At 67.2% G+C, this 21871-nt stretch carries 18 protein-coding genes; 6 read left to right on the top strand and 12 right to left on the bottom strand.

Annotated elements, in window-relative coordinates:
* Window positions 1-5: 5 nt before the first annotated feature.
* The 3 genes from ACOFKW_RS11805 to ACOFKW_RS11795 all read right to left on the bottom strand — a co-directional run bounded on the left by ACOFKW_RS11805 (window position 6) and on the right by ACOFKW_RS11795 (window position 4365).
* Complete coding sequence (locus ACOFKW_RS11805) at window positions 6-2315, bottom strand: TonB-dependent receptor (protein WP_419814348.1); 2310 nt, start codon at window positions 2313-2315, stop codon at window positions 6-8.
* 242 nt (window positions 2316-2557) lie between these two features.
* Window positions 2558-3772, bottom strand: coding sequence for an NADP-dependent isocitrate dehydrogenase (locus ACOFKW_RS11800; protein ID WP_419814347.1), 1215 nt, complete (start codon window positions 3770-3772; stop codon window positions 2558-2560).
* Between the two features lie 50 nt (window positions 3773-3822).
* Window positions 3823-4365, bottom strand: a complete 543-nt coding sequence (locus tag ACOFKW_RS11795) for a TIGR00730 family Rossman fold protein (protein ID WP_419814346.1) — start codon at window positions 4363-4365, stop codon at window positions 3823-3825.
* A gap of 132 nt (window positions 4366-4497) precedes the next feature.
* Here ACOFKW_RS11795 and ACOFKW_RS11790 point away from each other — a divergent pair, with 132 nt between their 5' ends.
* Both ACOFKW_RS11790 and ACOFKW_RS11785 read left to right on the top strand, forming a co-directional pair.
* Entirely contained in the window at window positions 4498-5265 is a 768-nt protein-coding gene (locus ACOFKW_RS11790; RefSeq protein ID WP_419814345.1) for a phosphatidylserine decarboxylase, read from the top strand.
* Window positions 5266-5276: 11 nt separating this feature from the next.
* Window positions 5277-6095 (top strand): CDP-alcohol phosphatidyltransferase family protein, encoded by an 819-nt coding sequence (locus tag ACOFKW_RS11785; protein WP_419814344.1) that lies wholly within the window; start codon window positions 5277-5279, stop codon window positions 6093-6095.
* Here ACOFKW_RS11785 and ACOFKW_RS11780 read toward each other — a convergent pair.
* Window positions 6025-6222 carry a hypothetical protein gene (locus ACOFKW_RS11780; protein WP_419814343.1) on the bottom strand — a complete coding sequence of 66 codons (198 nt, stop codon included), beginning with the start codon at window positions 6220-6222 and terminating at the stop codon, window positions 6025-6027. The genes ACOFKW_RS11785 and ACOFKW_RS11780 overlap by 71 nt on opposite strands.
* A 286-nt stretch (window positions 6223-6508) precedes the next feature.
* On the opposite strand from ACOFKW_RS11780, the gene ACOFKW_RS11775 reads away from it, so the two are divergent.
* The 3 genes from ACOFKW_RS11775 to ACOFKW_RS11765 all read left to right on the top strand — a co-directional run bounded on the left by ACOFKW_RS11775 (window position 6509) and on the right by ACOFKW_RS11765 (window position 11850).
* Complete coding sequence (locus ACOFKW_RS11775; protein ID WP_419814342.1) at window positions 6509-8140, top strand: long-chain-fatty-acid--CoA ligase; 1632 nt, start codon at window positions 6509-6511, stop codon at window positions 8138-8140.
* 18 nt (window positions 8141-8158) lie between these two features.
* A complete protein-coding gene (locus ACOFKW_RS11770) occupies window positions 8159-9979 on the top strand; it encodes a DUF885 domain-containing protein (RefSeq protein ID WP_419814341.1) in 1821 nt (606 codons plus the stop codon).
* 89 nt (window positions 9980-10068) lie between these two features.
* On the top strand, window positions 10069-11850 hold the full coding sequence (locus tag ACOFKW_RS11765) for a cation:proton antiporter (protein WP_419814340.1): 1782 nt from the start codon (window positions 10069-10071) through the stop codon (window positions 11848-11850).
* Here the strand turns inward: ACOFKW_RS11765 and ACOFKW_RS11760 are convergent.
* Window positions 11847-12248, bottom strand: a complete 402-nt coding sequence (locus tag ACOFKW_RS11760; protein WP_419814339.1) for a DUF3011 domain-containing protein — start codon at window positions 12246-12248, stop codon at window positions 11847-11849. The two genes, ACOFKW_RS11765 and ACOFKW_RS11760, sit on opposite strands and share 4 nt — an antisense overlap.
* A gap of 121 nt (window positions 12249-12369) precedes the next feature.
* Here ACOFKW_RS11760 and ACOFKW_RS11755 point away from each other — a divergent pair, with 121 nt between their 5' ends.
* On the top strand, window positions 12370-13716 hold the full coding sequence (locus ACOFKW_RS11755; RefSeq protein ID WP_419814338.1) for a hypothetical protein: 1347 nt from the start codon (window positions 12370-12372) through the stop codon (window positions 13714-13716).
* 67 nt (window positions 13717-13783) lie between these two features.
* On the opposite strand, the gene alaS is transcribed toward ACOFKW_RS11755, so the two are convergent.
* The 7 genes from alaS to dapA form a co-directional block, all read right to left on the bottom strand.
* Entirely contained in the window at window positions 13784-16447 is a 2664-nt protein-coding gene (gene alaS / locus ACOFKW_RS11750) for an alanine--tRNA ligase (RefSeq protein WP_419814337.1), read from the bottom strand.
* Between the two features lie 97 nt (window positions 16448-16544).
* Window positions 16545-17609, bottom strand: coding sequence for a recombinase RecA (gene recA, locus ACOFKW_RS11745; RefSeq protein ID WP_419814336.1), 1065 nt, complete (start codon window positions 17607-17609; stop codon window positions 16545-16547).
* An 89-nt stretch (window positions 17610-17698) separates the two neighbouring features.
* Entirely contained in the window at window positions 17699-18037 is a 339-nt protein-coding gene (locus ACOFKW_RS11740; RefSeq protein ID WP_419814335.1) for a response regulator, read from the bottom strand.
* Between the two features lie 117 nt (window positions 18038-18154).
* Window positions 18155-19711 carry a response regulator gene (locus ACOFKW_RS11735; protein ID WP_419814334.1) on the bottom strand — a complete coding sequence of 519 codons (1557 nt, stop codon included), beginning with the start codon at window positions 19709-19711 and terminating at the stop codon, window positions 18155-18157.
* On the bottom strand, window positions 19704-20351 hold the full coding sequence (locus tag ACOFKW_RS11730) for a sulfite oxidase-like oxidoreductase (RefSeq protein WP_419814333.1): 648 nt from the start codon (window positions 20349-20351) through the stop codon (window positions 19704-19706). Before ACOFKW_RS11730 ends, ACOFKW_RS11735 begins: the two co-directional genes overlap by 8 nt.
* 88 nt (window positions 20352-20439) lie before the next feature.
* Entirely contained in the window at window positions 20440-20922 is a 483-nt protein-coding gene (smpB, locus tag ACOFKW_RS11725) for an SsrA-binding protein SmpB (protein WP_419814332.1), read from the bottom strand.
* Window positions 20922-21794, bottom strand: coding sequence for a 4-hydroxy-tetrahydrodipicolinate synthase (gene dapA / locus ACOFKW_RS11720; protein ID WP_419814331.1), 873 nt, complete (start codon window positions 21792-21794; stop codon window positions 20922-20924). The genes smpB and dapA overlap by 1 nt, the downstream gene beginning before the upstream one ends.
* Window positions 21795-21871: the final 77 nt, after the last annotated feature.

The following is a 21871-nucleotide window of genomic DNA, read 5'->3' as shown; positions in this document are numbered from 1 at the left end:
CGGCCCTAGAACTTCGCGGCAGCCGAGACGCCGATGACGCGCGGATCGTTGAACACCGCCGCCATGTAGTTCTCGATGACGCCCTTCAGATTCTTCTCGTTGGTGATATTGCGCGCGAACACCGCCATCTCGTACTTGCCGTCGCCAGTGACGTAACCCAGCTTGGCGCCGCCTTCGAAGTTGCCCTTCGAGGTGAACTCGGCAGTCTTGTACAGCACGAAGCTGGTGTAGCCCTGGATGTTCCAGTCGGTGGCGATGAAGACTTCGCCGTGATCGCCGACCGGGATGCCGTAGCGCGCCGTGATGTTGAAATTATACTTCGGCGCGTTGGGCAGCGGATTGCCGTCGATCTGGGCGAAGGTCGTCGGGGTGCCGAACAGCGGACGCACGATCGTCGGATCCTGCACCGTGCAGACCACCGTCGCACCCTGCGCGCAGACCTGGGCATAGACCCGCTTGTCCTTGATCTCGCTGTGCAACAGGCTGGCACCACCGGTCAGGATCAGGCGGCTGCTCGGGCGGAACTCGAGGTCGGCTTCCATGCCGTAAGCCTTGGCCTTGTCGGCGTTGAACAACACGCCGTTACCGTCAGCCTCATTGCCGTTGAGCTGGATATTCTTGACGGTGTACGCGAAACCCGTCGCGTTGAAGCGCAGCTTGTTATCGAAAGCGGCGCTCTTGAAGCCCGCCTCGTACGACAGGATCGTCTCCGAATTGGCGGTGGTGAAGGCCGAGTTGAACACCGCCGAACGGCCCTGGATGGTCGGGCCGCGGAAGCCCTTGGCGACGCGGGCATAGACGCTGAGGTCCGGCGTCGCCTGGTACAGCGCGCTGACATCCCAGCTCGGCTTGCTGTCCGACAGGCGGATGTAGCGGGCGGCGCTGGCCGGGAACTGGTCGGCACCACCGACGGTCTGCGAAGACTTGAGCAGCCGGGTCTCCTTGGTGTCCTTGGTCTCGCGGCCACCAGCCGTGATCGTTAGGTTCGGCAGCAATTCATAGCTCAGCTGGCCGAACACCGCATAGGAGGTGTTGACGTCCTTGAGCACGACGAAGTTGTTCGGGTTCACGCCGGTGAAGAACGCCCGCTGATAGAAAGCGGTGGTGTCCTGCTGGTTGAAGAACATCCCGCCGAACTGATACTTCAGCCGCGAGTTGCCGTTGCTCGAAAGGCGGATTTCCTGGGTGTACTGGCCAAGACGCCGGATCTGGCCCTGCGATTCGCCGAAGCCGACGCCGCCGTTGAGGAACGCCGCGCCGCCGTCGGTGTCGCCACGGCTCTTGCCGCTGGTCGTCTCATAGGCACTGATCGAGGTCAGCGAAACCGGGCCGAAGTCATAGCCGATCTTCAGCGAGCCGCCGAACGTGTCATAGCCCTGCGGATTGTTGCCGCCTTCGTCGAGCGCGACCTGGTCGCGGATGACGCTGTCGACGCTGTTCGAGCCCTTCTTCAGCGCGTTGCGATAGAAGATGGTGGAGGTGCCGTCGTACCAGCGGCCGTGTGCCGAACCCAGGATCGACAGTTGCTCGGTCGGCGTCGCCAGCAGCTGCAGGCGAATGTCGCGCTCCTCGAAGCCGCCCAGTGCGTTCTTCTTGGGGGCCTGGATCGGCGGCTTGTCGGCGCTTGGGCCGCTGTACGTGTTGTCGACCCAGTCGTCGCGGCGCTGGTACAGGCCGGAGACGCGGAACGACAGCTTGTCGGCGATCAGCGGGCCGCCGACGCCGCCGTCGAAAGTGACGGTGTTGAAGCTGCCGTATGACGCGGAGGCGCGACCCTGGAGCGTATCGGACGGGCGGATCGTGTCGAACTTGATGATGCCGGCGGTGGTGTTGCGACCGAACAGCGAGCCCTGCGGACCGCGCAGCACTTCGATCTGGGCGACGTCATAGACCGGGTTCGACTTCAGTACGACATGCTCGAGCACGACATCGTCCTGGATGATCGACACCGGTTGCGAGGCGCCGAGGTAGAAGTCGATGTTGCCGAGACCGCGGATGTAGAAGCGCGGGAAGATGCGGCCGGTGGTGCTCTCGATGTACAGGCCGGGGACGCGGCCCGACAGTGCCAGCAGCGTATCGTCGCCGCCGCTCTGGAAGTCGCGGGCCTGCGCGCCGCCGACGACGGCGACCGACAGTGGCACCTTCTGCAAATTCTCGGAGCGGCGCTCGGCGGTGACGACGATCTCGTCGAGGCCGGCGTCGGTCGCTGCAGCAGCGACGGGGGCGGCCTCCTGCGCGACGGCGCCCGACGCGACCAGCGCGCCGAGTCCGGCGGTCAACAGCAGCAGCGACCGGCCGGCGGTGAATTTCGACATGGAGACCCTTTGTCTTGCAGTCACGGACGCCGTCGATCCGCAGGTCGCTCGTGACGGTGGTCGCATCGACGACCGTCCGGCTGCCTGCCCCGACTTGACCCGGTGACACCTGATGCGGTGCGGGTAGTCCCGATTTATGGAATTATTGTGACGCTGGTCACAGAACTGCCGGGCCGAAGCCAACGGCGGACCCGGCCGGCGCGCGATCCACGTCGCGCTGCCGGCCGGGTAAGTCGGCGGCTCTAGGCCACCATCGCCTTGTCGAGGTTGGCACGCACCGCTTCGAAGAACTGCTCGGTGGTCATCCAGGCCTGGTCCGGGCCGACCAGCAGCGCCAGGTCCTTGGTCATCGAGCCTTGCTCAACGGTCTCGATGCAGACCCGCTCCAGCGTCTCGGCGAACTCGGTGACCTCGGGCGTGTTGTCGAGCTTGCCGCGATGCTTGAGGCCGCCGGTCCAGGCGAAGATCGAGGCGATCGGGTTGGTCGAGGTCGGCTTGCCCTGCTGATGCATGCGGTAATGGCGGGTGACGGTGCCGTGCGCCGCCTCGGCCTCGACCGTCTGGCCATCGGGGGTGAGCAGGATCGACGTCATCAGCCCCAGCGAGCCGAACCCTTGCGCGACCATGTCCGACTGGACGTCGCCGTCGTAGTTCTTGCACGCCCAGATGAACTTGCCCGACCACTTCAGCGCCGACGCGACGAGGTCGTCGATCAGGCGGTGCTCGTAGACGATGCCGAGCTTCTTGTACTGGTCGACGAATTCGGTCTGGTAGACGTCCTCGAAGATGTCCTTGAAGCGGCCGTCATAGGCCTTGAGGATGGTGTTCTTGGTGCTGAGATAGACCGGCCACTGGCGGACGATGCCGTAGTTGAGGCAGGCGCGGGCGAAGTCGCGGATCGAATCGTCGAGGTTGTACATGCCCATCGCGACGCCCGACGACGGGTAGTGGAAAACCTCGTGCTCGATGACGGTGCCGTCGTCGCCGGTGAAGGTCATCATCAGCTTGCCGGGGCCAGGCACCAGAAAGTCGGTGGCGCGGTACTGGTCGCCGAACGCGTGGCGGCCGATGACGATCGGGTCGGTCCAGCCGGGCACCAGCCGCGGCACGTTGCTGATGACGATCGGCTCGCGGAAGACGACGCCGCCGAGGATGTTGCGGATCGTGCCGTTCGGGGACTTCCACATCCGCTTCAGGCCGAATTCCTTGACCCGCGCCTCGTCGGGCGTGATCGTCGCGCACTTAACGCCGACGCCGTATTCACGGATCGCGTTGGCGGACTGCACGGTGACCTTATCGTCCGTGGCATCGCGATTTTCCATGCCGAGATCGAAGTAGATCAGCTCGATATCGAGATATGGCAGGATCAGCTGTTCGCGGATCCACTGCCAGATGATCCGGGTCATCTCGTCGCCGTCGAGTTCGACGACGGGCTTTGCTACCTTGATCTTGGCCATTTGATCCTCAAGCGTTGTTGCCGTTGCCTTACGGGGCGCGGGCGGTGCAATCAACCGGCCAAGCGCTGGCCGAGCGTTTCAAGACTGTCGAGCGGTTCGATCAGGCCGGCCAGGTCGGGCGGCGCGAACCCCTGCGTATCGAGATGGGCGAGCAGCGCCAGGAAGGGCTGCCAATAGCCGGTGCTGTCGAGCAGGAAGATCGGCTTGTCGTGGACGCCGAGCTCGCGCCAGGTGATCGTCTCGAACAGTTCGTCGAGGGTGCCGATGCTGCCGGGCAGCGCGATGATCGCGTCGGAAAGCTGGTGCATCAACGCCTTGCGGGTGTGAAGCGTGTCGACGACGTGCATCTCGGCGAGGCCCTGCTGCGCCACCTCCTCGCGCATCAGGCTTTGCGGAATGACGCCGATGACGCGACCGCCGCCGGCCATCGCGGCGCGGGCCGCCTCACCCATCAGGCCGATGCCACCGCCGCCATAGACCAGCGTGACGCCGCGCGCCGCCAGCATCGTGCCGAGATCGCGGGCGAGTTGCGCATGAGCCGGGTCATGGCCGGAGCGGGAGCCGCAGAACAGCAGGAGGGAAGTGATCGGCATCGCGGCGTGATGGCCCGGCAATGGGCGAATGTCACGCTGTTGCAGCACGCTGGCCCTCACGCAGTGCGAACACGACAATGATCCGCAACGTCACTATTTGCCCCGGCCGTCTTATGCCGGTAGAGCGGTCGCATGAGTGAACTGCCGACTGAAATCGAGTCCGTCCCGGACCGCGCCCTGCCCGTGCTGCCGACTGAATCGGCGCAGTACAAATTGCCGCCGGTCCACCGGGAGGGCCATAAGTTCGTGGCGATCGCCGCTGTGGCGACGCTGCTGGTCGGCTTCGGCCTGCACTGGACGACGCTGGCCTGGCTGCTTGCCGGGTTGACCCTGTGGGTCGCGGCGTTCTTCCGCGATCCGGTCCGGGTCACGGCGTCGGAGCCCGGCATCATCGTCTCGCCGGCCGACGGCATGGTCAGCCTGATCTCGCTGGTCACCCCGCCGCGCCAGCTGGTCGGCGTCGGCGGCCTGTCGACGGCACCGTGCCTGCGCATCTCGGTGTTCATGTCGGTGTTCGACGTCCACATCAACCGCTCGCCGATCGCCGGCACCGTGCGCCGCGTCGTCTATGTCCCGGGCAAGTTCCTCAACGCCGACCTCGACAAGGCCAGCGACGACAACGAGCGCCAGTATTTCATCGTCGACGCCCCGGACGGGACCGCCGTCGCCTTCACGCAGATCGCCGGGCTGGTGGCGCGCCGCATCATGCGCTTCGTCCAGGAGGGCGACATCGTTCGCGCCGGCCAGCGCATCGGGCTGATCCGCTTCGGCAGCCGCGTCGACACCTACCTGCCCGCCGGCTACGGCTGCGAGGTCGCGGTCGGCCAGCGCGCCGTCGCCGGCGAGACGATCCTGGCCCGCCTTGGCACCGAGCCCCTGCTGCCGGCGGTCCGTCAGTGAGACTTGGGCGCGTGGCCGTGACGCCACGCCATTTTCGTCGCGTCCTGCCGATGCGGGCGCTGATCCCCAATGCCATCACCGTCCTGGCGCTGTGCTTCGGCCTGACCGGCGTACGCTTTGCGATCTCCGGCGAGTGGGAGAAAGCCGTCGCGGCGATCATCGTCGCCGGCGTGCTCGACGGCATCGACGGGCGCATCGCGCGACTGCTCAACGGTGCCAGCCGCTTCGGTGCCGAACTCGACTCACTGTCCGACCTGACCGCCTTTGGCGTCGCCCCGGCGCTGGTCGTCTATCTGTGGTCGCTGGAGTATTACCCGGGCATCGGCTGGATCTTCGCGCTGGCGCACGCCGTCGCCTGCGCTTTGCGGCTGGCGCGCTTCAACTCGCGTCTCGATGTCGACGACCAGCCGCACAAGCGCGCCGGTTTCCTCACCGGCATCCCGGCACCCGTCGGCGCTGGACTGGCGCTGAGCCCGTTGTTCGTATCGTTCTGGATCGGCCCGGAATGGCTGGCCGACGGTCGCTTGCGCTTCCTGGTCAGCGCCGTGGTCGTCGCCTCGACCGCCGCGTTAATGGCGTCGAGCCTGCCGACCTATGCGTGGAGCGCGATCCGCTTGCCACCGACGTGGCGCCTGATCGCGTTGCTTGGTGTCGGACTATTCGCGGGCGCCCTGTTCTCCGAACCGTGGATCACGCTATCGATCCTCAGCATCGTCTATGCGGCGACCATCCCGATGGCCGTTCGCAGCTATGCGCGGCTCAAGCGGCGTAACGCATCGGCCGTTCCACCGAGCGCTCCAGCGGCATCACCACCGGTCGTACTTCACTGACCACGTCGCCATCGCTCAGGATGGCCATGATCTGTGCCCATTGCCGCCCGACCATCATGCCGATCAGCACGCTGAGTCCGGCAAACGCCAGCACATTAACTATACCCGACAGTATCACCTCGGTCATTGCGGCCTCCTGTTAACTCACGAAGCATCCGATTCGGCTTATGTTCCTCATGTTCTCTATTTGTTCGACAATGTCAAATTGACGCGGTTAATTAGGCAGAAAGGGTCTTTGCGGTTAATGCGCGTTCGTATCGCGTGAGGTTACAAGCAATGGACATCGTCGATCTCGGTTACGACGCCGACGAACAGGCACCGGCTCCAGCCCCGGCCAATGACGGACTGCCGATCAATACGACTGACGCAGAGCGGCTGATCGGCTAGCGTTCCCCGAAATACGGGGAGTGATCATGTCTGAACTTGGCGCGATGCAGGACTGGCCGCTGCTAACCTGGCGCCTGATCGACCATGCGGCGCAAAATCATGGTTCTCGCGAAATCGTGTCGCTGCTGGTAGAAGGCGGCGAGCATCGTACCAACTGGCGTGAGGTCCGCGATCGGGCGCTCAAGGTCGCGCAAAGCCTGGCGCGTCTCGGCATCGTCCACGGCGACCGGGTCGCGACGCTGGCCTGGAATACGCATCGCTACGTCGAATGTTGGTACGGCATCTCCGGCATGGGCGCCGTGGCGCACACCATCAACCCGCGGCTGTTCGCCGACCAGATCGTCTACATCGCCAATCACGCGCAGGACCGCGTGCTGTTCCTCGACCTGAGCTTCGTCGGGCTGGTCGAGCAGTTGGCACCGCGGCTGACGAGCATCGAGCATTTCATCGTCATGACCGACGCGGCACACCTGCCGGCCTCGACGTTGCCCCTGATCGCCTATGAGGACCTGATCGACGCGAGCGACGGCGACTATGACTGGGCGGACCTCGACGAGCGGGCGCCGGCCGGGCTGTGCTATACCAGCGGCACCACCGGCAACCCCAAGGGCGTGCTTTACAGTCACCGCTCCAACCTGCTGCATTCGTTCGCTGCTGTGAGCGGTGACGCGCTCGGCATCGTCGCGCGGACGGTCGTCATGCCGGTGGTGCCGATGTACCACGCCAACGCCTGGGGCGTGCCCTATGCGGCGGCGCAGGTGGGAGCCAAGATGGTGATGGCCGGGCCGCATTTCGATCCGCCGACGCTGCAGCGCCTGATCGTCGCGGAAGGCGTCGACCTGACGCTGGCGGTGCCGACGGTGTGGCTCGGCATGCTGCAGCATCTTGAGGAAACCGGCCTCGACCTGGGCCGGCTGAAGCGCGTCGTCATCGGTGGTTCGGCGGCGCCGCGCGCGATGATCCAGGCTTTCCAGCGCAATCACGACGTCGCCGTCAGCCACGCCTGGGGGATGACCGAGATGTCGCCGCTCGGCACCGTCGGCTCGCCGTGCGCGCGTTTCGAAGGGCTGCCCGAGGAGCGTCGGCTCGATCTGCAGTGCAAGCAGGGCCGCGCCATCTTCGGCGTCGAGATGAAGATCGTCGGCGAGGACGGCGTCGAGCTGCCCCGCGACGGGATCGCCTTCGGGCGGCTGCTGGTGCGCGGGCCGTGGGTGGTGGCGGCGTATTTCCGTGGCGACGGCGGCGACGTTCTCGATGCGGATGGCTGGTTCGATACCGGCGACGTCGCGACGCTGGATGCGTACGGCTACATGACCATCACCGACCGCGCCAAGGATGTCATCAAGTCCGGCGGCGAATGGATCAGCTCGATCGAGCTGGAGAATGCCGCGGTCGGCGCGCCCGGCGTGCTGGAGGCTGCGGTGATCGGCATCTACCACCCGAAATGGGACGAGCGCCCGCTGCTGCTGGTCCGCGCCAAGCCGGGTGCGGTGGTCAGCAAGACCGAGGTGCTCGACTATCTCCGCCCGCGGATCGCCAAATGGTGGACGCCCGACGAAGTGCTGGTGGTCGACGACCTGCCGCACACGGCGACCGGCAAGCTGCTCAAGACCGAGCTCAGGACGCGCTACAAGGACTATGTGCTGCCGACCGCCTGAGTTCTTAGGGAGTTTTCGATGAACCGTCGCGACCTGCTCAAATCCGCTGCTGCCGTCGCCGTGACGGCGACGCTGCCCGCCACCGGGTCACGCGCCGCAACTACGCCGGAGGATGGCAAGCTGCGCGTCATGCTCGACAGGTTCTGGGAGCAGACGCTCGACGAAAGCCCGCAATATGCGACGATCCTCGGCCTCGACACCGGTGCGCGCGCCGGCCAGCGCAGCCAGGTCGACGACATCTCGCGGGCGTCGCGCACCCGCCTTGTCGCATCGCGTCGCGACCGGCTGAAGCAGCTTGCCACCATCGACCGGAGCCGCCTGTCGCCGACCGCCCGCATCGACCATGACGTCGTCGAATACCAGACGCGGATCGCCGCCGAGGGCAGCGCCAGATACAGCTTCGGCGAGGACGCGAACAGCTACTCGCCCTATTCCCCCTACGCGGTCAGCCAGTTGAGCGGGCCCTACCAGTCGTTCCCCGACTTCCTCGACAGCAACCATCCGGTCAAGACCGCCGCCGACGCGGAAGCCTGGCTGGCGCGCGTCGCCGCCTATCCGCGCCTGCTCGATGCTTCGACCGACAGCCTGCGCGCCGATGCGGCGGCCGGCGTGCTCGCCCCCGACTTCGCCCTCGACGCCACCCTGGCCCAGCTCGCCGCCCAGCGCGGCGGCACCCCGACGGAAAGCAAGCTGGCGACTTCGCTCGCCGACAAGGCCCGGGCGTCGGGTGTCGGCGGCGACTGGCAGGCCCGCGCCGCCCGGCTGGTCGCGGCCGAGGTCAATCCTGCTCTCGACCGCCAGATCGCGGCACTCAGGCAGCTTCGCGCCAAGGCCAGCCCGGATGCCGGAATCTGGAAGATCCCGCGCGGCGATGCGTTCTACGCCGATGCGCTGGCTTTCCAGACGACGACCAACCTGACCCCGGCGGCGGTCCACCAGCTCGGCCTCGACCAGGTCGCGGACCTGACCCGGCGGCTCGACACCTTGCTGTCGGCCCAGGGCCTGACACGCGGCTCGGTCGGCGCGCGGCTGGTCGAGCTCGGCAAGCGGCCCGACCAAATCTGGCCCAACACCGATGCCGGGCGCACCGCGCTGATCGCCTCGCTCAACGACCAGGTTGCCGAGATGCGGACCCGCCTGCCCCGCGCCTTCTCCACCCTGCCCAAGGCGCCGGTCGATATCGTCCGGGTACCGCCGGATATCCAGGACGGCGCGCCGAACGGCTATGCGACGTCGGCTTCCGCCGATGGCTCGCGGCCCGGGCGCTTCTACATCAACCTGAAGGACACGGCGGAATGGCCCAAGTTCGGCCTGCCCTCGCTGACCTACCACGAGGCGTTGCCCGGCCACCAATGGGCCGGTGCGATCCAGCAAAGCGCCGGCGAACTGCCAAAATTACGCCGCTACGGCAGCAACTTCGCCGCCTATGACGAAGGCTGGGCGCTATACGCCGAGGGTCTGGCCGACGAGCTCGGGGTCTATGACGCCGATCCACTGGGCCGCATCGGCTACCTCCAGTCGCTGATGTTCCGGGCGGCGCGCCTCGTCGTCGATACCGGCATGCACTACAAGCGCTGGAGCCGCGAGAAGGCGTCCACCTATTTCGCCGATGTCCTCGGCTTCCCAGCGGCGCGGTCACAGCGCGAGATCGACCGCTATTGCATCTGGCCGGGCCAGGCCTGCGCCTACAAGGTCGGCCACACCCAATGGGTCCGCCTGCGCGACATGGCCAAGGCGAAACAGGGAGCCGCCTTCGACCTGCGCCGCTTCCACCAGGTCCTGACGCTCGGCGGCATGCCGCTGGTCATCCTGGAGCGCGCCGTGATGGAGCAGGCCTGAGCCGGCCGGAGACGTTTCCCCGATGTTTCTGGCGGATTAAATTCCCGCAATAGCCTGACGGATCGGCTCGAACGTGCCAGTTTGTCGCAATGGCACTTCCGCTCGCATCCGAATCCTTCAAGGACCTCGTCGTCGTGCTCGGTGCGGCAGGGCTGGTGATCCCGGCTTTTGCGGCGCTGCGCATCTCGCCGGTCGTCGGCTTCATCCTGGTGGGTGTCGCGGTCGGTCCGCATGGGCTGGGCGCGCTGACCGGCCTCGCGCCGTGGCTCGCCAATGTCACCATCTCGACGCCGGAGGTGCTGGCGCCCGCCGCCGAAGCCGGCATCGCCATGCTGTTGTTCGCACTCGGGCTGGAGCTGTCGCTCGATCGGCTGCGAACCATGCGCAAGCTGGTCTTCGGCCTCGGCCCGATGCAGCTGGTCGCCTGTACGCTGGCGATCGGCCTGGCGCTGCTGCCCTTCGGCCTCGGCTGGGCGGCGACGGCGGCGCTGGCCCTGGCCGGGGCATTGTCGTCGACCGCGGTCGGCCTGCAGATGCTCAGCGCGAGCGGCCGGATGGGCAGCCAGACCGGGCGCACCGCCTTTGCCATATTCCTGTTCCAGGACATCGCCATCGCGCCGATCCTGCTGCTACTTGGCAGCAGCACCGCGGCGGCAGGCTTCGGCGCCAGCATCGGCATGGGGCTGCTGGCGATCCTCGGCATCGTCGTCGTCGGTCGCCTGCTGTTGCGCCCGCTGTTCCTGCAGGCGGCGCGCACCCGCCGGCCTGAGCTGTTCCTTGCCGCTTCGCTGGTCGTCCTGCTCGGCAGTGCCGCCGCCACCGGCGCCGTCGGCCTGTCCCCGGTCATCGGCGCCCTGATCGCCGGACTGTTGCTTGCCGAAACCGAGTACCGGCGCCAGATCGAGGCGGCCGTCGCACCCTTCCAGGGCTTGCTGCTCGGCGTCTTCCTGATCTGGGTCGGGATGCGGCTCGACCTCGGCGCGGTGCTGGAGCGACCGGGGGTCGTGGTCGCCGCAGTCGTCGCGATCTGCGCCATCAAGGCAGGCATCGTCACCGTGCTGCTGCGCCTCAGCCGACGCGCCACCGGCGTCGCCGCCAACGTCGCGCTGTTGCTCGCCGCACCATCGGAAACCAGCCTGATCGTGCTCGGCGCCGCGACTGCCGCCGGGTTGATCCAGGGCCCGATCGCCGACCTTGCACTGCTCGTCACCGGGCTGTCGCTCGCCATCGCCCCGCTACTCGGCCTGCTCGGCAATACCATCGAGCGGCGCAACTCAGCGGGCGATCCCGGCGAAGCGGCGCCGCCGGTCATCGTCGAGGGCCGCACGATCATCATCGGCTTCGGTCGTGTCGGCCGTCTTGTCGCCAGCATGCTCGACGCGCACGGCAAGCCCTATCTGGCGGTCGACAGCGACCCTGACTCGGTCATGCGGCTGCGACGCGCCGGGGTGCCGGTGGTCTACGGCGATGCGCGGCGCCCCGAGCTCCTCGATGCGCTGGCGCTCGACAAGGCCAGTGCGGTGGTGCTGACCGTCGACGGCACCACCAGCCTCGACACGCTGGTCCGGCTGATCCGCGAGCGCCATCCGGACCTGTGCGTCGTCGCCCGGGCCCGCGATGCCGACCATGCGACGCGCCTGTACCGCCTCGGGGTTACCGACGCCGTGCCTGAAACGGTCGAGTCGAGCCTGCAACTCGCGGAGGCGGTGCTGGTCGACCTCGGCGTCCCGATGGGCCCAGTGATCGCCTCGATCCACGAGAAGCGCGCGGAACTGCGCGCGACGATCCGGACCGGCGCACCGGGACTGAAGCGCGAGCCCAGGCTCCGCCGCCGGCGCCTGCGCGACGCCGGACAGGTCGAGGCCGGCTAGCCGCGAACGCGGAACTCGGCACGGCAGCCGTTGGTCACCGTGATCGAACGGCGATCCCTGAACCAGCTGCGGCCCTCGATGCAGGCGCGGTCGCTGATCTGGCGCGTCAGCCGGACCCGGTCGGCGCGCCCGATCTCGCAACGCTGCGGCCGGTTGTTGCGCGACTCGCAACGGATCGTCCGACGGTCGCCGCGGTCACGGTCGCGGTCGTAGCGACCATCGTCATAGCGAGCGTCATAGTCCCGCCGGGGATCGCCGTTCGGCACGCCGCGGTCGGGATTGCCCGGCTGCATATAGCCGTTCCTCGGCGGACTGTCGGGGTATTGCGGCTGGGCCAGTGCCGATGTTCCGGCGACGGCCAGGACTGCTGTGGCGATGAAGGACGACAAGATGCGCATGGCGTGACTCCCCAATGGTTGTTGCGCACGAAACGCGTCACCGTGGCCGCGGGTCCAGCCGGCACCGTTCCGCAACCGTCCGCGGTGCGAGAACGTTTAATAATTATGAAGATTTGCAGTCATGGCTGACGAGAACTGGCGTCAGCAACGTGCGCAGGAGCTCTGGGGTGACTCCGAACCGTGGTTCATCCGCGAGTCGCGGCGTCGTGTCTGGTCGTCGCAGGATGATGGCGATGAAGCTCCTCCCGGTGAGAAGCAGGCACCGGATACCCAGGAGCGTCAGGTAAGATCGCTCAAACTGGTCCGCGACGAGCCGCCGGTCGAGCCCGTACCAGACGATCTCGGCGGCGGCGAGCCGCATCCCATAGCGTCGCCTGCGAACGAGGATTGGCGGATGCTGCGTGATCGTGCGCGCCGCGACGACGCGGCAGTCGTGCCGATGATGGCTCCAGTACCGCTCGACGACAGCCGCGATGAGTGGCGCACCAGGCTAGTGCGGCCGGCCGACGTCGCCAACGATGCCATGGCGAGCGACGTTCCACCGGTCGAGCCCGAGGCGGCTGCGCCGCTTCGGCCGATGGTCGGGCCGGCTGCGCCGCGCAGGGCGATGCGCGGATGGTGGATCGCTGCGGCGGTGTTGATCCTGATCGCGGTGCTGGCAATGCGCTGGGCGTTCGGTGGTTCATCGGCGCCGGTGCTGGTGGCGGCCCCGGCGGTGGAGCCGCGACCGGTGATCGTGCCCAAGGTGGTGGTCGAGGCGCCTCCGCGAGTTGCTCAGCCTGCTGCCGAGGTGGTCGCGCCGGCACCTGTGCAGTCGCAGCCTGAGGCTACCGAGTTGCCGGCGGAGCGTGTCCCTGCGCCGGCTGCCCCTGCGGCCCGCACGAACCCGTCGAGCGCAACGCCAATCGGGCCGGTCCCCGCACGCGTGCGTACCGAGCAGCGTGCATCCCCGGCGACGCGCAGTGTCGCGCCGGTCACCACCGCGCCGGCAAAGGTCTCGGCGACGCGGAGTTCGTCCGGGCGGGCGCCGGTTGCTGCTCCAGTCGCGGCCAAGCAGACGGCAAGCCGGTCGACCAACAAGGCGGTCGAGCCGAGCCGGACCCCGGCCAGGACGGCGGCCCCGGCACGGTCCGAGGAGTTGGTTCAGCGCCGGCCCGAGCCGCGCACGATCATCATTCCCCCTGCCGAGCCAGTCCGCGATGCCCGGGCGAACGACGATCGATTCCCGGCGCCATCGGAACGCGCCATGACGCGCGCCGAGGATTCGGCCGAGACCGCCAAGCTGAATACCGAGCAGGCGGATGTAGCGGCGCTGGGGGATCCTGGCGAACCGGCACCGCGGCCTCGCCGCCGGTTCTGGGACACGACCCGCCTGCCGCGCTGCACCGGCTATCAGGTCTATCGACCAACCACGCCATGCCGGGCGACACCGAACAGCTGGACCCCGCGGGGCGGCCGAGCTGGCTGATCCGAGCCGTTGGAACGGCCAAAGGCTCGGTGGTCACCTAGAGAACTAGCGGCAGCCCAGCCGGAGTTCAGGCCGCGATCGCGGTCTCGCTTAAGGCGGCGCGAACCGCGGCGATGGCGTCCGCCGCCTTCGCGCCATCCGGACCGCCGGCCTGCGCCATGTCGGGACGCCCGCCGCCGCCCTGCCCGCCCAGGACCGTCGCCGCGATCCGGACGAGATCGACCGCGCTTAGCCCCGGGACCAGGTCGCCGGTAACACCGACCGCGACCGAGGCGCGGCCTTCGTTGACCGCGATCAGCACCGCGACGCCGCTGCCCATCTGCTTCTTCGCATCGTCGACGAGGCCACGCAGGTTCTTCGCGTCGAGGCCGGCGATGACCTGCCCGACAAAGCCCATGCCGTTGACCGTATCGGGCTTGGCATCCTCCGACTTCGCCGTGCCGCCGCCGAGCGCCAGTGCGCGCTTGGCATCGGCTAGCTCGCGCTCCAGCCGGCGCCGGTCGTCGATCAGCGCGGCAACCCGCGCCGGGACTTCCTCGGGACGCGCCTTCAGGCTGGCGGCGGCGGCCTTCAGTCGCTCCTCCTGCTCGGTGAGGAAGGCGCGCGCCGCCTCGCCGGTCAGTGCCTCGATCCGCCTGATCCCGCTGGCGACCGCGCTCTCGCCGACGATCTTGAACAGCGCGATATCGCCGAGCGCGGTGACATGGGTGCCGCCGCACAATTCGGTCGAATAGGTCGCCGCCTCGTCCAGTCCCATGCTCAGGACGCGAACCTCGTCGCCATATTTCTCGCCGAACAACGCCATCGCCCCGGCGGCGATCGCATCGTCGGGAGTCATCAGGCGGGTCGTCACCGGCTGGTTGTGGCGGATGTGCGAATTGACCTCGGCCTCGACGCCGGCGACCTCGGCCGCAGTCAGGGCACGGGGCTGGCTGAAGTCGAAGCGCAGCCGGTCGGGTGCGACCAGCGAGCCCTTCTGGGTGACATGATGCCCCAGCGCCCGGCGCAGCGCCGCATGCAGCAGGTGGGTGGCACTGTGATTGGCGCGCAGCTGACCACGGCGCACGACGTCGATCGACAGCGTCACCGTGTCGCCGACCGAGACCTCACCCGCCTCGATGGTGCCGAGGTGGACGTGGAGCTTGCCGAGCGGCTTGGCCGTATCTGCGACCGCGATGCGCAGTCCGTTGTCGCCGACGATCGTGCCCGCATCGCCCATCTGCCCGCCGGACTCGCCGTAAAAGGGCGTCTGGTTGACGACGATGGAGACCTTGTCGCCTGCCACGGCGCGGTCGACGCTGGCGCCGTCCTTGACCAGTGCGGTGATCCGCGCCTGGGCGGTGTCGGTCGCATAGCCGACGAACTCGGTCGGGCCATCGGCCTCCAGCATGTCGAACCAGATCGTCTCCGACGCCGACTGGCCGGAACCGGCCCAGGCGGCGCGCGCGGCACGCTTCTGCTCGGCCATCGCGGTGTCGAAGCCGGCACGCTCGACGCCAAGGCCCTGGGCGCGCAGGGCATCCTCGGTCAAGTCGTATGGAAAGCCGAAGGTGTCGTACAGCTTGAACGCCGTTGCGCCGGGCAGCGTGTCGCCGGGCTGCATCGTCGCGGTCGCCTCGTCGAGCAGGCGCAGGCCGTTGGCGAGAGTGACCCGGAAACGCGTCTCCTCCTGCCGCAGCGTCTCCTCGATCAACGGCTGGGCGCGGACCAGTTCGGGGTAGGCAGTGCCCATCGTCGCGACCAGCGCGGGGACGAGGCGGTGCATCAACGGCTCGGCGCTGCCCAGCAGCTGGGCGTGACGCATCGCGCGCCGCATGATCCGACGCAGGACATAGCCGCGGCCATCGCTGGCCGGCAGCACTCCGTCGGCGATCAGGAAACCGCTGGCGCGCAGATGGTCGGCGATGACGCGGTGCGACGCGGTGTTGGCGCCATCGGTCGCGGTCCCAGTCAGCTCGCCACTGGCAGCGATCAGCGCCTTGAAGGTGTCGGTGTCGTAATTGTCGTGGACACCCTGCAGGACGGCGGCAATGCGCTCCAGCCCCATGCCGGTGTCGATCGACGGGCGCGGCAGGTCGAGGCGGGTCGCGGCATCGACCTGCTCATACTGCATGAACACCAGGTTCCAGATCTCGACGAAGCGGTCGCCGTCCTCGTCCGGGCTGCCGGGCGGGCCACCGGGGATATGGTCGCCGTGGTCGTAGAAGATTTCGCTGCACGGCCCGCAGGGGCCGGTGTCGCCCATCGACCAGAAATTGTCGTTGGTGGCGATGCGGATGATGCGCTCGGCCGGCAGGCCCGCGATGCGCTGCCACAGGTCGAACGCCTCGTCGTCGGTGTGATAGACGGTGACGGTCAGCCGGTCCGGGTCGATGCCGAACTCGCGGGTCAGCAAGGTCCAGGCGTGGGTGATCGCCTGCTCCTTGAAATAATCGCCGAACGAGAAGTTGCCGAGCATCTCGAAGAAGGTGTGATGCCGGGCGGTGTAGCCGACATTGTCGAGGTCGTTGTGCTTGCCGCCGGCGCGCACGCACTTCTGCGAGGAAGCGGCGGTCTTGTAGGGCCGGCTCTCCAATCCCGTGAAGACGTTCTTGAACGGCACCATGCCGGCGTTGACGAACATCAAAGTCGGATCGTTCTGCGGCACCAGCGGTGCGGACGCGACCGGCGTATGTCCGGCAGCGGCAAAGTAATCGAGGAAGGCGCGACGGATGTCGTTGGTGGATGTCATGTGCCGGACTTAAGGCACGGACGGGCGTATCTCAAGCACCACCGACGAACCGCAGCAGTCGGCGGTGGCATGGACGGTCCATGCCACCACCCGTGCATCAGGCTTCGTCGTCGTCGGTGTCCGGTCCGCCGGTCATCAACGCTTCGGAGATACCCGCGGCATTGTCGCGAATGGCCTTGTCGATACGGGCCGCCATGTCGGGGTTGTTCTTAAGGAACTTCTTGGAGTTCTCGCGGCCCTGGCCGATGCGAACCGAGTCGTAGGAGAACCAGGCGCCCGACTTCTCGACGACTCCGGCCTTGACGCCGAGGTCGAGGATTTCGCCGATGCGGCTGATGCCCTCGCCGTACATGATGTCGAACTCGACCTGCTTGAACGGCGGCGCGACCTTGTTCTTGACGACCTTGACGCGCGTCGTGTTGCCGACGACCTCGTCGCCGTCCTTGATCTGGCCGGTGCGGCGGATGTCGAGCCGGACCGAGGCGTAGAACTTCAGCGCGTTGCCGCCCGTCGTCGTCTCAGGATTGCCGTACATCACGCCGATCTTCATGCGCAGCTGGTTGATGAAGATCACCATGCAGCGCGAGCGGCTGATTGAACCGGTCAGCTTGCGCAGCGACTGGCTCATCAGGCGTGCCTGCAGGCCGACGTGGCTGTCGCCCATCTCGCCTTCGATCTCGGCCCGCGGCACCAGGGCGGCGACCGAGTCGATGACCAGCACGTCGATGGCGTTCGAGCGCACCAGCGTATCGACGATCTCGAGCGCCTGCTCGCCGGTGTCCGGCTGCGACACGATCAGCTCGTCGATGTTGACGCCGAGCTTCTTGGCATAGGCCGGGTCGAGCGCGTGCTCGGCATCGACGAAGGCCGCGGTGCCGCCCTGCTTCTGCGCCTCGGCGATGGCATGCAGCGCCAGCGTCGTCTTGCCTGAGCTTTCCGGGCCATAGATCTCGATAACGCGGCCGCGCGGCAGGCCGCCGATGCCGAGGGCGATATCGAGGCCCAGCGAGCCGCTCGAGATCGCTTCGACTTCCATCGTCTCACGCGATCCGAGGCGCATTGCCGAACCCTTGCCAAAGGCACGGTCGATCTGCGCCAACGCTGCTTCGAGCGCCTTGGCCTTGTCCATGTTGCTGTCTACTACTTTCAGAGCTGCGGCCATGTCATTCTCCTAGCGGTCAGTCGGCACCTCGACAAGGCGACTTCCGTACCACGTCTGTTCTTACAGAACAAGCAGAGAACATTCCGCCGTCAGGCGGCTTCGCGCATCCCGCTCAGCGCCGCTTCAACCGACGCGAAAGCATAGGGTTTTTCCAGCACCGCGCAGTCGCTGAAGCGCGGCGGCAGGCTTTCGGGGTGGGAGCCGGTCGCAAAGATAATCGGCACGCCGGTGGCCAGGATGCGATCGGCCAGCGGAAACACCGGCTCGGACCCCAGGTTGACGTCGAGGATGGCGATGTCGAATCCGCCCTCGGCGGCCAGCGCCTCGCCCTCGGCCAGCGTCGCCGCATTGCCCGCGATCGTGCAGCCCAGCATGTCCAAAATGTCCTCGAGGACGATGCCGATCAGCACCTCGTCTTCGACGATCAACACTCGACGCATCGCGCGAACTCTCCGAATACCCCGGCAAACATACCGGACGCCACGCGCGCCGACCTTTTGCAGACGGGTCGCATGCGACAGGACTACCAGCAATTGGAGTGCGGCTCAAGCGAGGGTCGAGGCGAGCGCCTGGTCGACCGCCGCCAGCAGTGCCGCGGCGGCAAATGGCTTGGCGAGGAAGGCCGTTCCCGGATCGGAGGCGCGCTCGCGTTGCGGCGGCTCGGCATAGCCCGACATCAGCACGACGGGCAGGTCGGGACGGCACAGGCGGGCGCGGCGGACCAGCTCGGTACCGTCCATTCCAGGCATCATCACGTCGGTGACCAGCACGTCGATGACGCGTTCCGGGTCCTCGATGATCGGCAGGGCGGCTAGCGCATCGACCGCCTCGGCGACCTTGAAGCCGGCCTTCAATAATGCGCGGTTGAGCACCAGCCGCACCGAACGGTCGTCCTCGACCAGCAGCACGTCGGCGACGCGGCGCGTCACCGGCGATGCGTCCGCCGACCTGGACTCGGCCGGCGGCGTCTCCAGGATGCCGTCGGCCCGCGGGAAATACAGGCTGAACACGGTGCCGCCGAGCGCCGCCGTGTCGTTGAACACGAAGCCGCCGGTCTGCTTGACGATGCCGTACACCGTCGACAGGCCGAGACCGGTGCCCTTGCCGGCTTCCTTGGTGGTGAAGAACGGTTCGAAGATCTTGGCGCCGAGTTCCTTGGGGATGCCGGTGCCGCTGTCGCTGACGGCAATTTCGAGGAAGTCGGAGGCCGGCATGACACTGTAGCCGAGCGCCGGGACATCGGCCGCCAGGATCGCCCGCGTCGTGATCCGCAGCGTCCCGCCCGCCGGCATCGCATCGCGGGCATTGACCGCGAGATTGACGATCACCTGTTCGAGCTGCCCCGGATCGACCCGCACCGGCCAGCTTTCGGTGCGCAGGTCGAGCTCCAGCGTTACGGCGGTGCCGAGCAGGCGTCGCAGCAGGGTCGCCAGCGCCTCGATCACCGCGCCGACGTCGATCAGCTGCGGCCGCAGGGTTTGCTGCCGGGCGAAGGCGAGCAGCTGGCGGACCAGCTCGGCGCCGCGGGCATTGTTGAGCCGAACCTGTTCCAGGTCGTCGAAATCGTCGTCGCCGAGCTGATGGCGCTCGATCAACTGTTCGACCAATCCGAGGTTGGCGGTCAGGATGTTGTTGAAATCATGCGCGACGCCGCCTGCCAACTGGCCGATCGCCTGCATCTTGGTGGCCTGCGCGACCTGGCGTTCCAGCCGCAGCTGCTCGCGGACGTCGCGCACCGCGACCAGCAGGGTCGCCGCCAGTCCCGGCGGCGCTGCGGCAATGGTCAGCACCAGCGGCTCGTCGCTGCGTGCGAGCTTGCGAAGCCGCAGCTCGATCGGCAGGTGAGCACCATAGAGCGCCCGCTTGACGCCATCGGTCAACGACGGACGATCTGCCGCGACCGTCATCTCGTGCGGCAACGGCGAGCCGGCCGGGCATTCGCAACCGACGGACAGCGCGAACGCGTCGTTGCAGGTCAGCAGGTCGCCCTTGTGGTCGAGCAGCGCCAGCCCGAGCGGCAGTGCATCGAGCAAGCGGCGCAGCTGCAGCCCGGTCTCCCGGACGGCATAGGGCAGCGGCACCAGATGCGGTTGCTCAGCCATATCGTTGTTCCAGCCAAGGGTCCGCGAAATTGTGATAGCCGCGATTCTCCCAGAAGCCCGGGCGATCGGCACCAACGAACTCGATCCGCTTCAGCCACTTGGCCGATTTCCAAAGATAATAGCGCGGGATCATCAGCCGCACCGGGCCGCCATGCTCGCGGGTCAGCGGCTCGCCGTCATGGTGGTGCGCGATCAGGCAGTCCTCGTCGGAGAACTGCTCCAGCGTGACGTTGGTGGTGTAGCCATCATAGCCATGGATCACCAGGTGCGCCGCCTCGGGCAGCGGCTTCACCACGTCGAGCAATTGCAGCGTCGAGACACCCTGCCAGCGATTGTCGTAGCGCGACCATTGCGTCACGCAGTGCATGTCCGAGACATCCTCGAACTGCGGCTGGGCGAGCAGCGCGGTCCAGTCCCAGACGATCGGGTTGGCGACCAAACCATCGACGGTCAGCCGCCAGTCGTCGAGCGGCACCGCCGGCTGGACGCCAAGGTCGAGCACCGGCCAGCCCTCGGTCAGGCGTTGACCCGGCGGCAGGCGATCGTGTTCGGGATCACCGACCTTACCGGTCAGCAGGCGGCCGGCACGGGCCCAGGCCTGCTTGGTCGCGACGAGCTTGTCCTTGTACCCCTCGGCCAACGCCAGTCTCCCCCGTATTTGAACCATGTTAGCGAGAAATATCGTCGGCGCCAGAATGCGTTTGATCCGAACGAGGCGCTACCCCGGATCAGCCGCGCTCGCGCATCAGCCGCCCGGCTTCGCGCTGCCAGTCCTTGGCCTTTTCGCTCTCGCGCTTGTCGTGGAGCTTCTTGCCCTTGGCCAACGCCAGCTCGACCTTGGCGCGGCCCTTGTCGTTAAAATACAGCGACAAGGGGATCAGCGTCATGCCCTGGCGAGTGACCTTGCCGTTGAACTTCTCGATCTGGCGCGCGTGCAGGAGCAGCTTGCGCGGCCGCTTCGACTCATGATTGTTACGGTTGCCGTGGCTGAACTCCGGGATGTTGGCGTTGACCAGCCACAACTGCCCGTCCTTGAGCTCGGCATAGGCTTCGGAGATCGATGTCTGCCCGGTGCGCAGGCCCTTCACCTCGGTCCCCGCCAGCGCGATGCCGGCCTCGACGGTGTCCTCGATGAAGAACTCGTAGCGGGCGCGCCGGTTCTCGGCGACGGTCTTGACCTTCAGCCCGATGGTGCCGCTAGGTTTGGCCATCAGTCGAGGCCGGCATGGGCGAGCGCGGCATCGACCAGCACGCGCGAGGCTTCGCTGGCGGCGGTCATCGGCAGGCGCAGGTCGCCGGTCATGCGGCCGGCCTTGGCGAGGGCGTATTTGGTAGGACCGGGGCTGGCATCGCTGAACAACGCATCCTGCAGCGGATAGAGCCGGTCGTTGAGCGCCAGCGCCGCACGATAGTCGCCGGCGAGGCTGGCGGCCTGCAGGTCGGCGCACAGCCGCGGCGCGACATTGGCGGCGACGGAGATGCAGCCGTGGCCGCCCATGGCGTTGTACCCCAGCGCCATGTCGTCGTTGCCGCACAACTGGATGAAGCCCTCGCCGCACGCCGCACGCAGGGCGGAGACGCGGCCCAGATTGCCGGTGGCGTCCTTGATGCCGATGATGCCGGGCAGTTCCGCCAGCCGCGCCGTGGTCTCGACGCTCATGTCGACGATCGAGCGGCCCGGGATGTTGTAGATGATGATCGGCAGCCGGGTCGCCTCGGTCAGCGCCTTGAAATGCGCGTACAGCCCGGCCTGGCTCGGCTTGTTGTAATAGGGGCAGACGATCAGGGCGGCGTCGGCACCGGCCTTTTCGGCGCGCGCCAGATGAGCCAGCGCGGTGGCGGTGTCGTTCGATCCGCAGCCCGCCATCACCGGCACGCGACCGGCAGCGACCTCGATGGTCATGGCGATGACGTGATGGTGCTCGTCGTGGCTCAGCGTCGCCGATTCACCGGTCGTGCCGCACGGCACCAGCGCGGTCGAACCTTCGGCGATCTGCCATTCGACGAACGCCTTGAAGGCTGCATCGTCGACCTTGCCGTCCCGGAACGGGGTGACCAGTGCGGGTATGGATCCTGAAAACATTGTGCAATACGTCCTTGGCCCCGCGAGCTTCGCTGCCTAGACAGGCGCAAGGGCGGGCGGTTCTTATGGCGAATGAT

Source organism: Glacieibacterium sp., assembly GCF_965200405.1.
GTDB lineage: Bacteria > Pseudomonadota > Alphaproteobacteria > Sphingomonadales > Sphingomonadaceae > Glacieibacterium.
The sequence above is the reverse complement of the archived record's forward strand: the minus strand, read 5'-3'. Positions and strand labels throughout refer to the sequence as shown.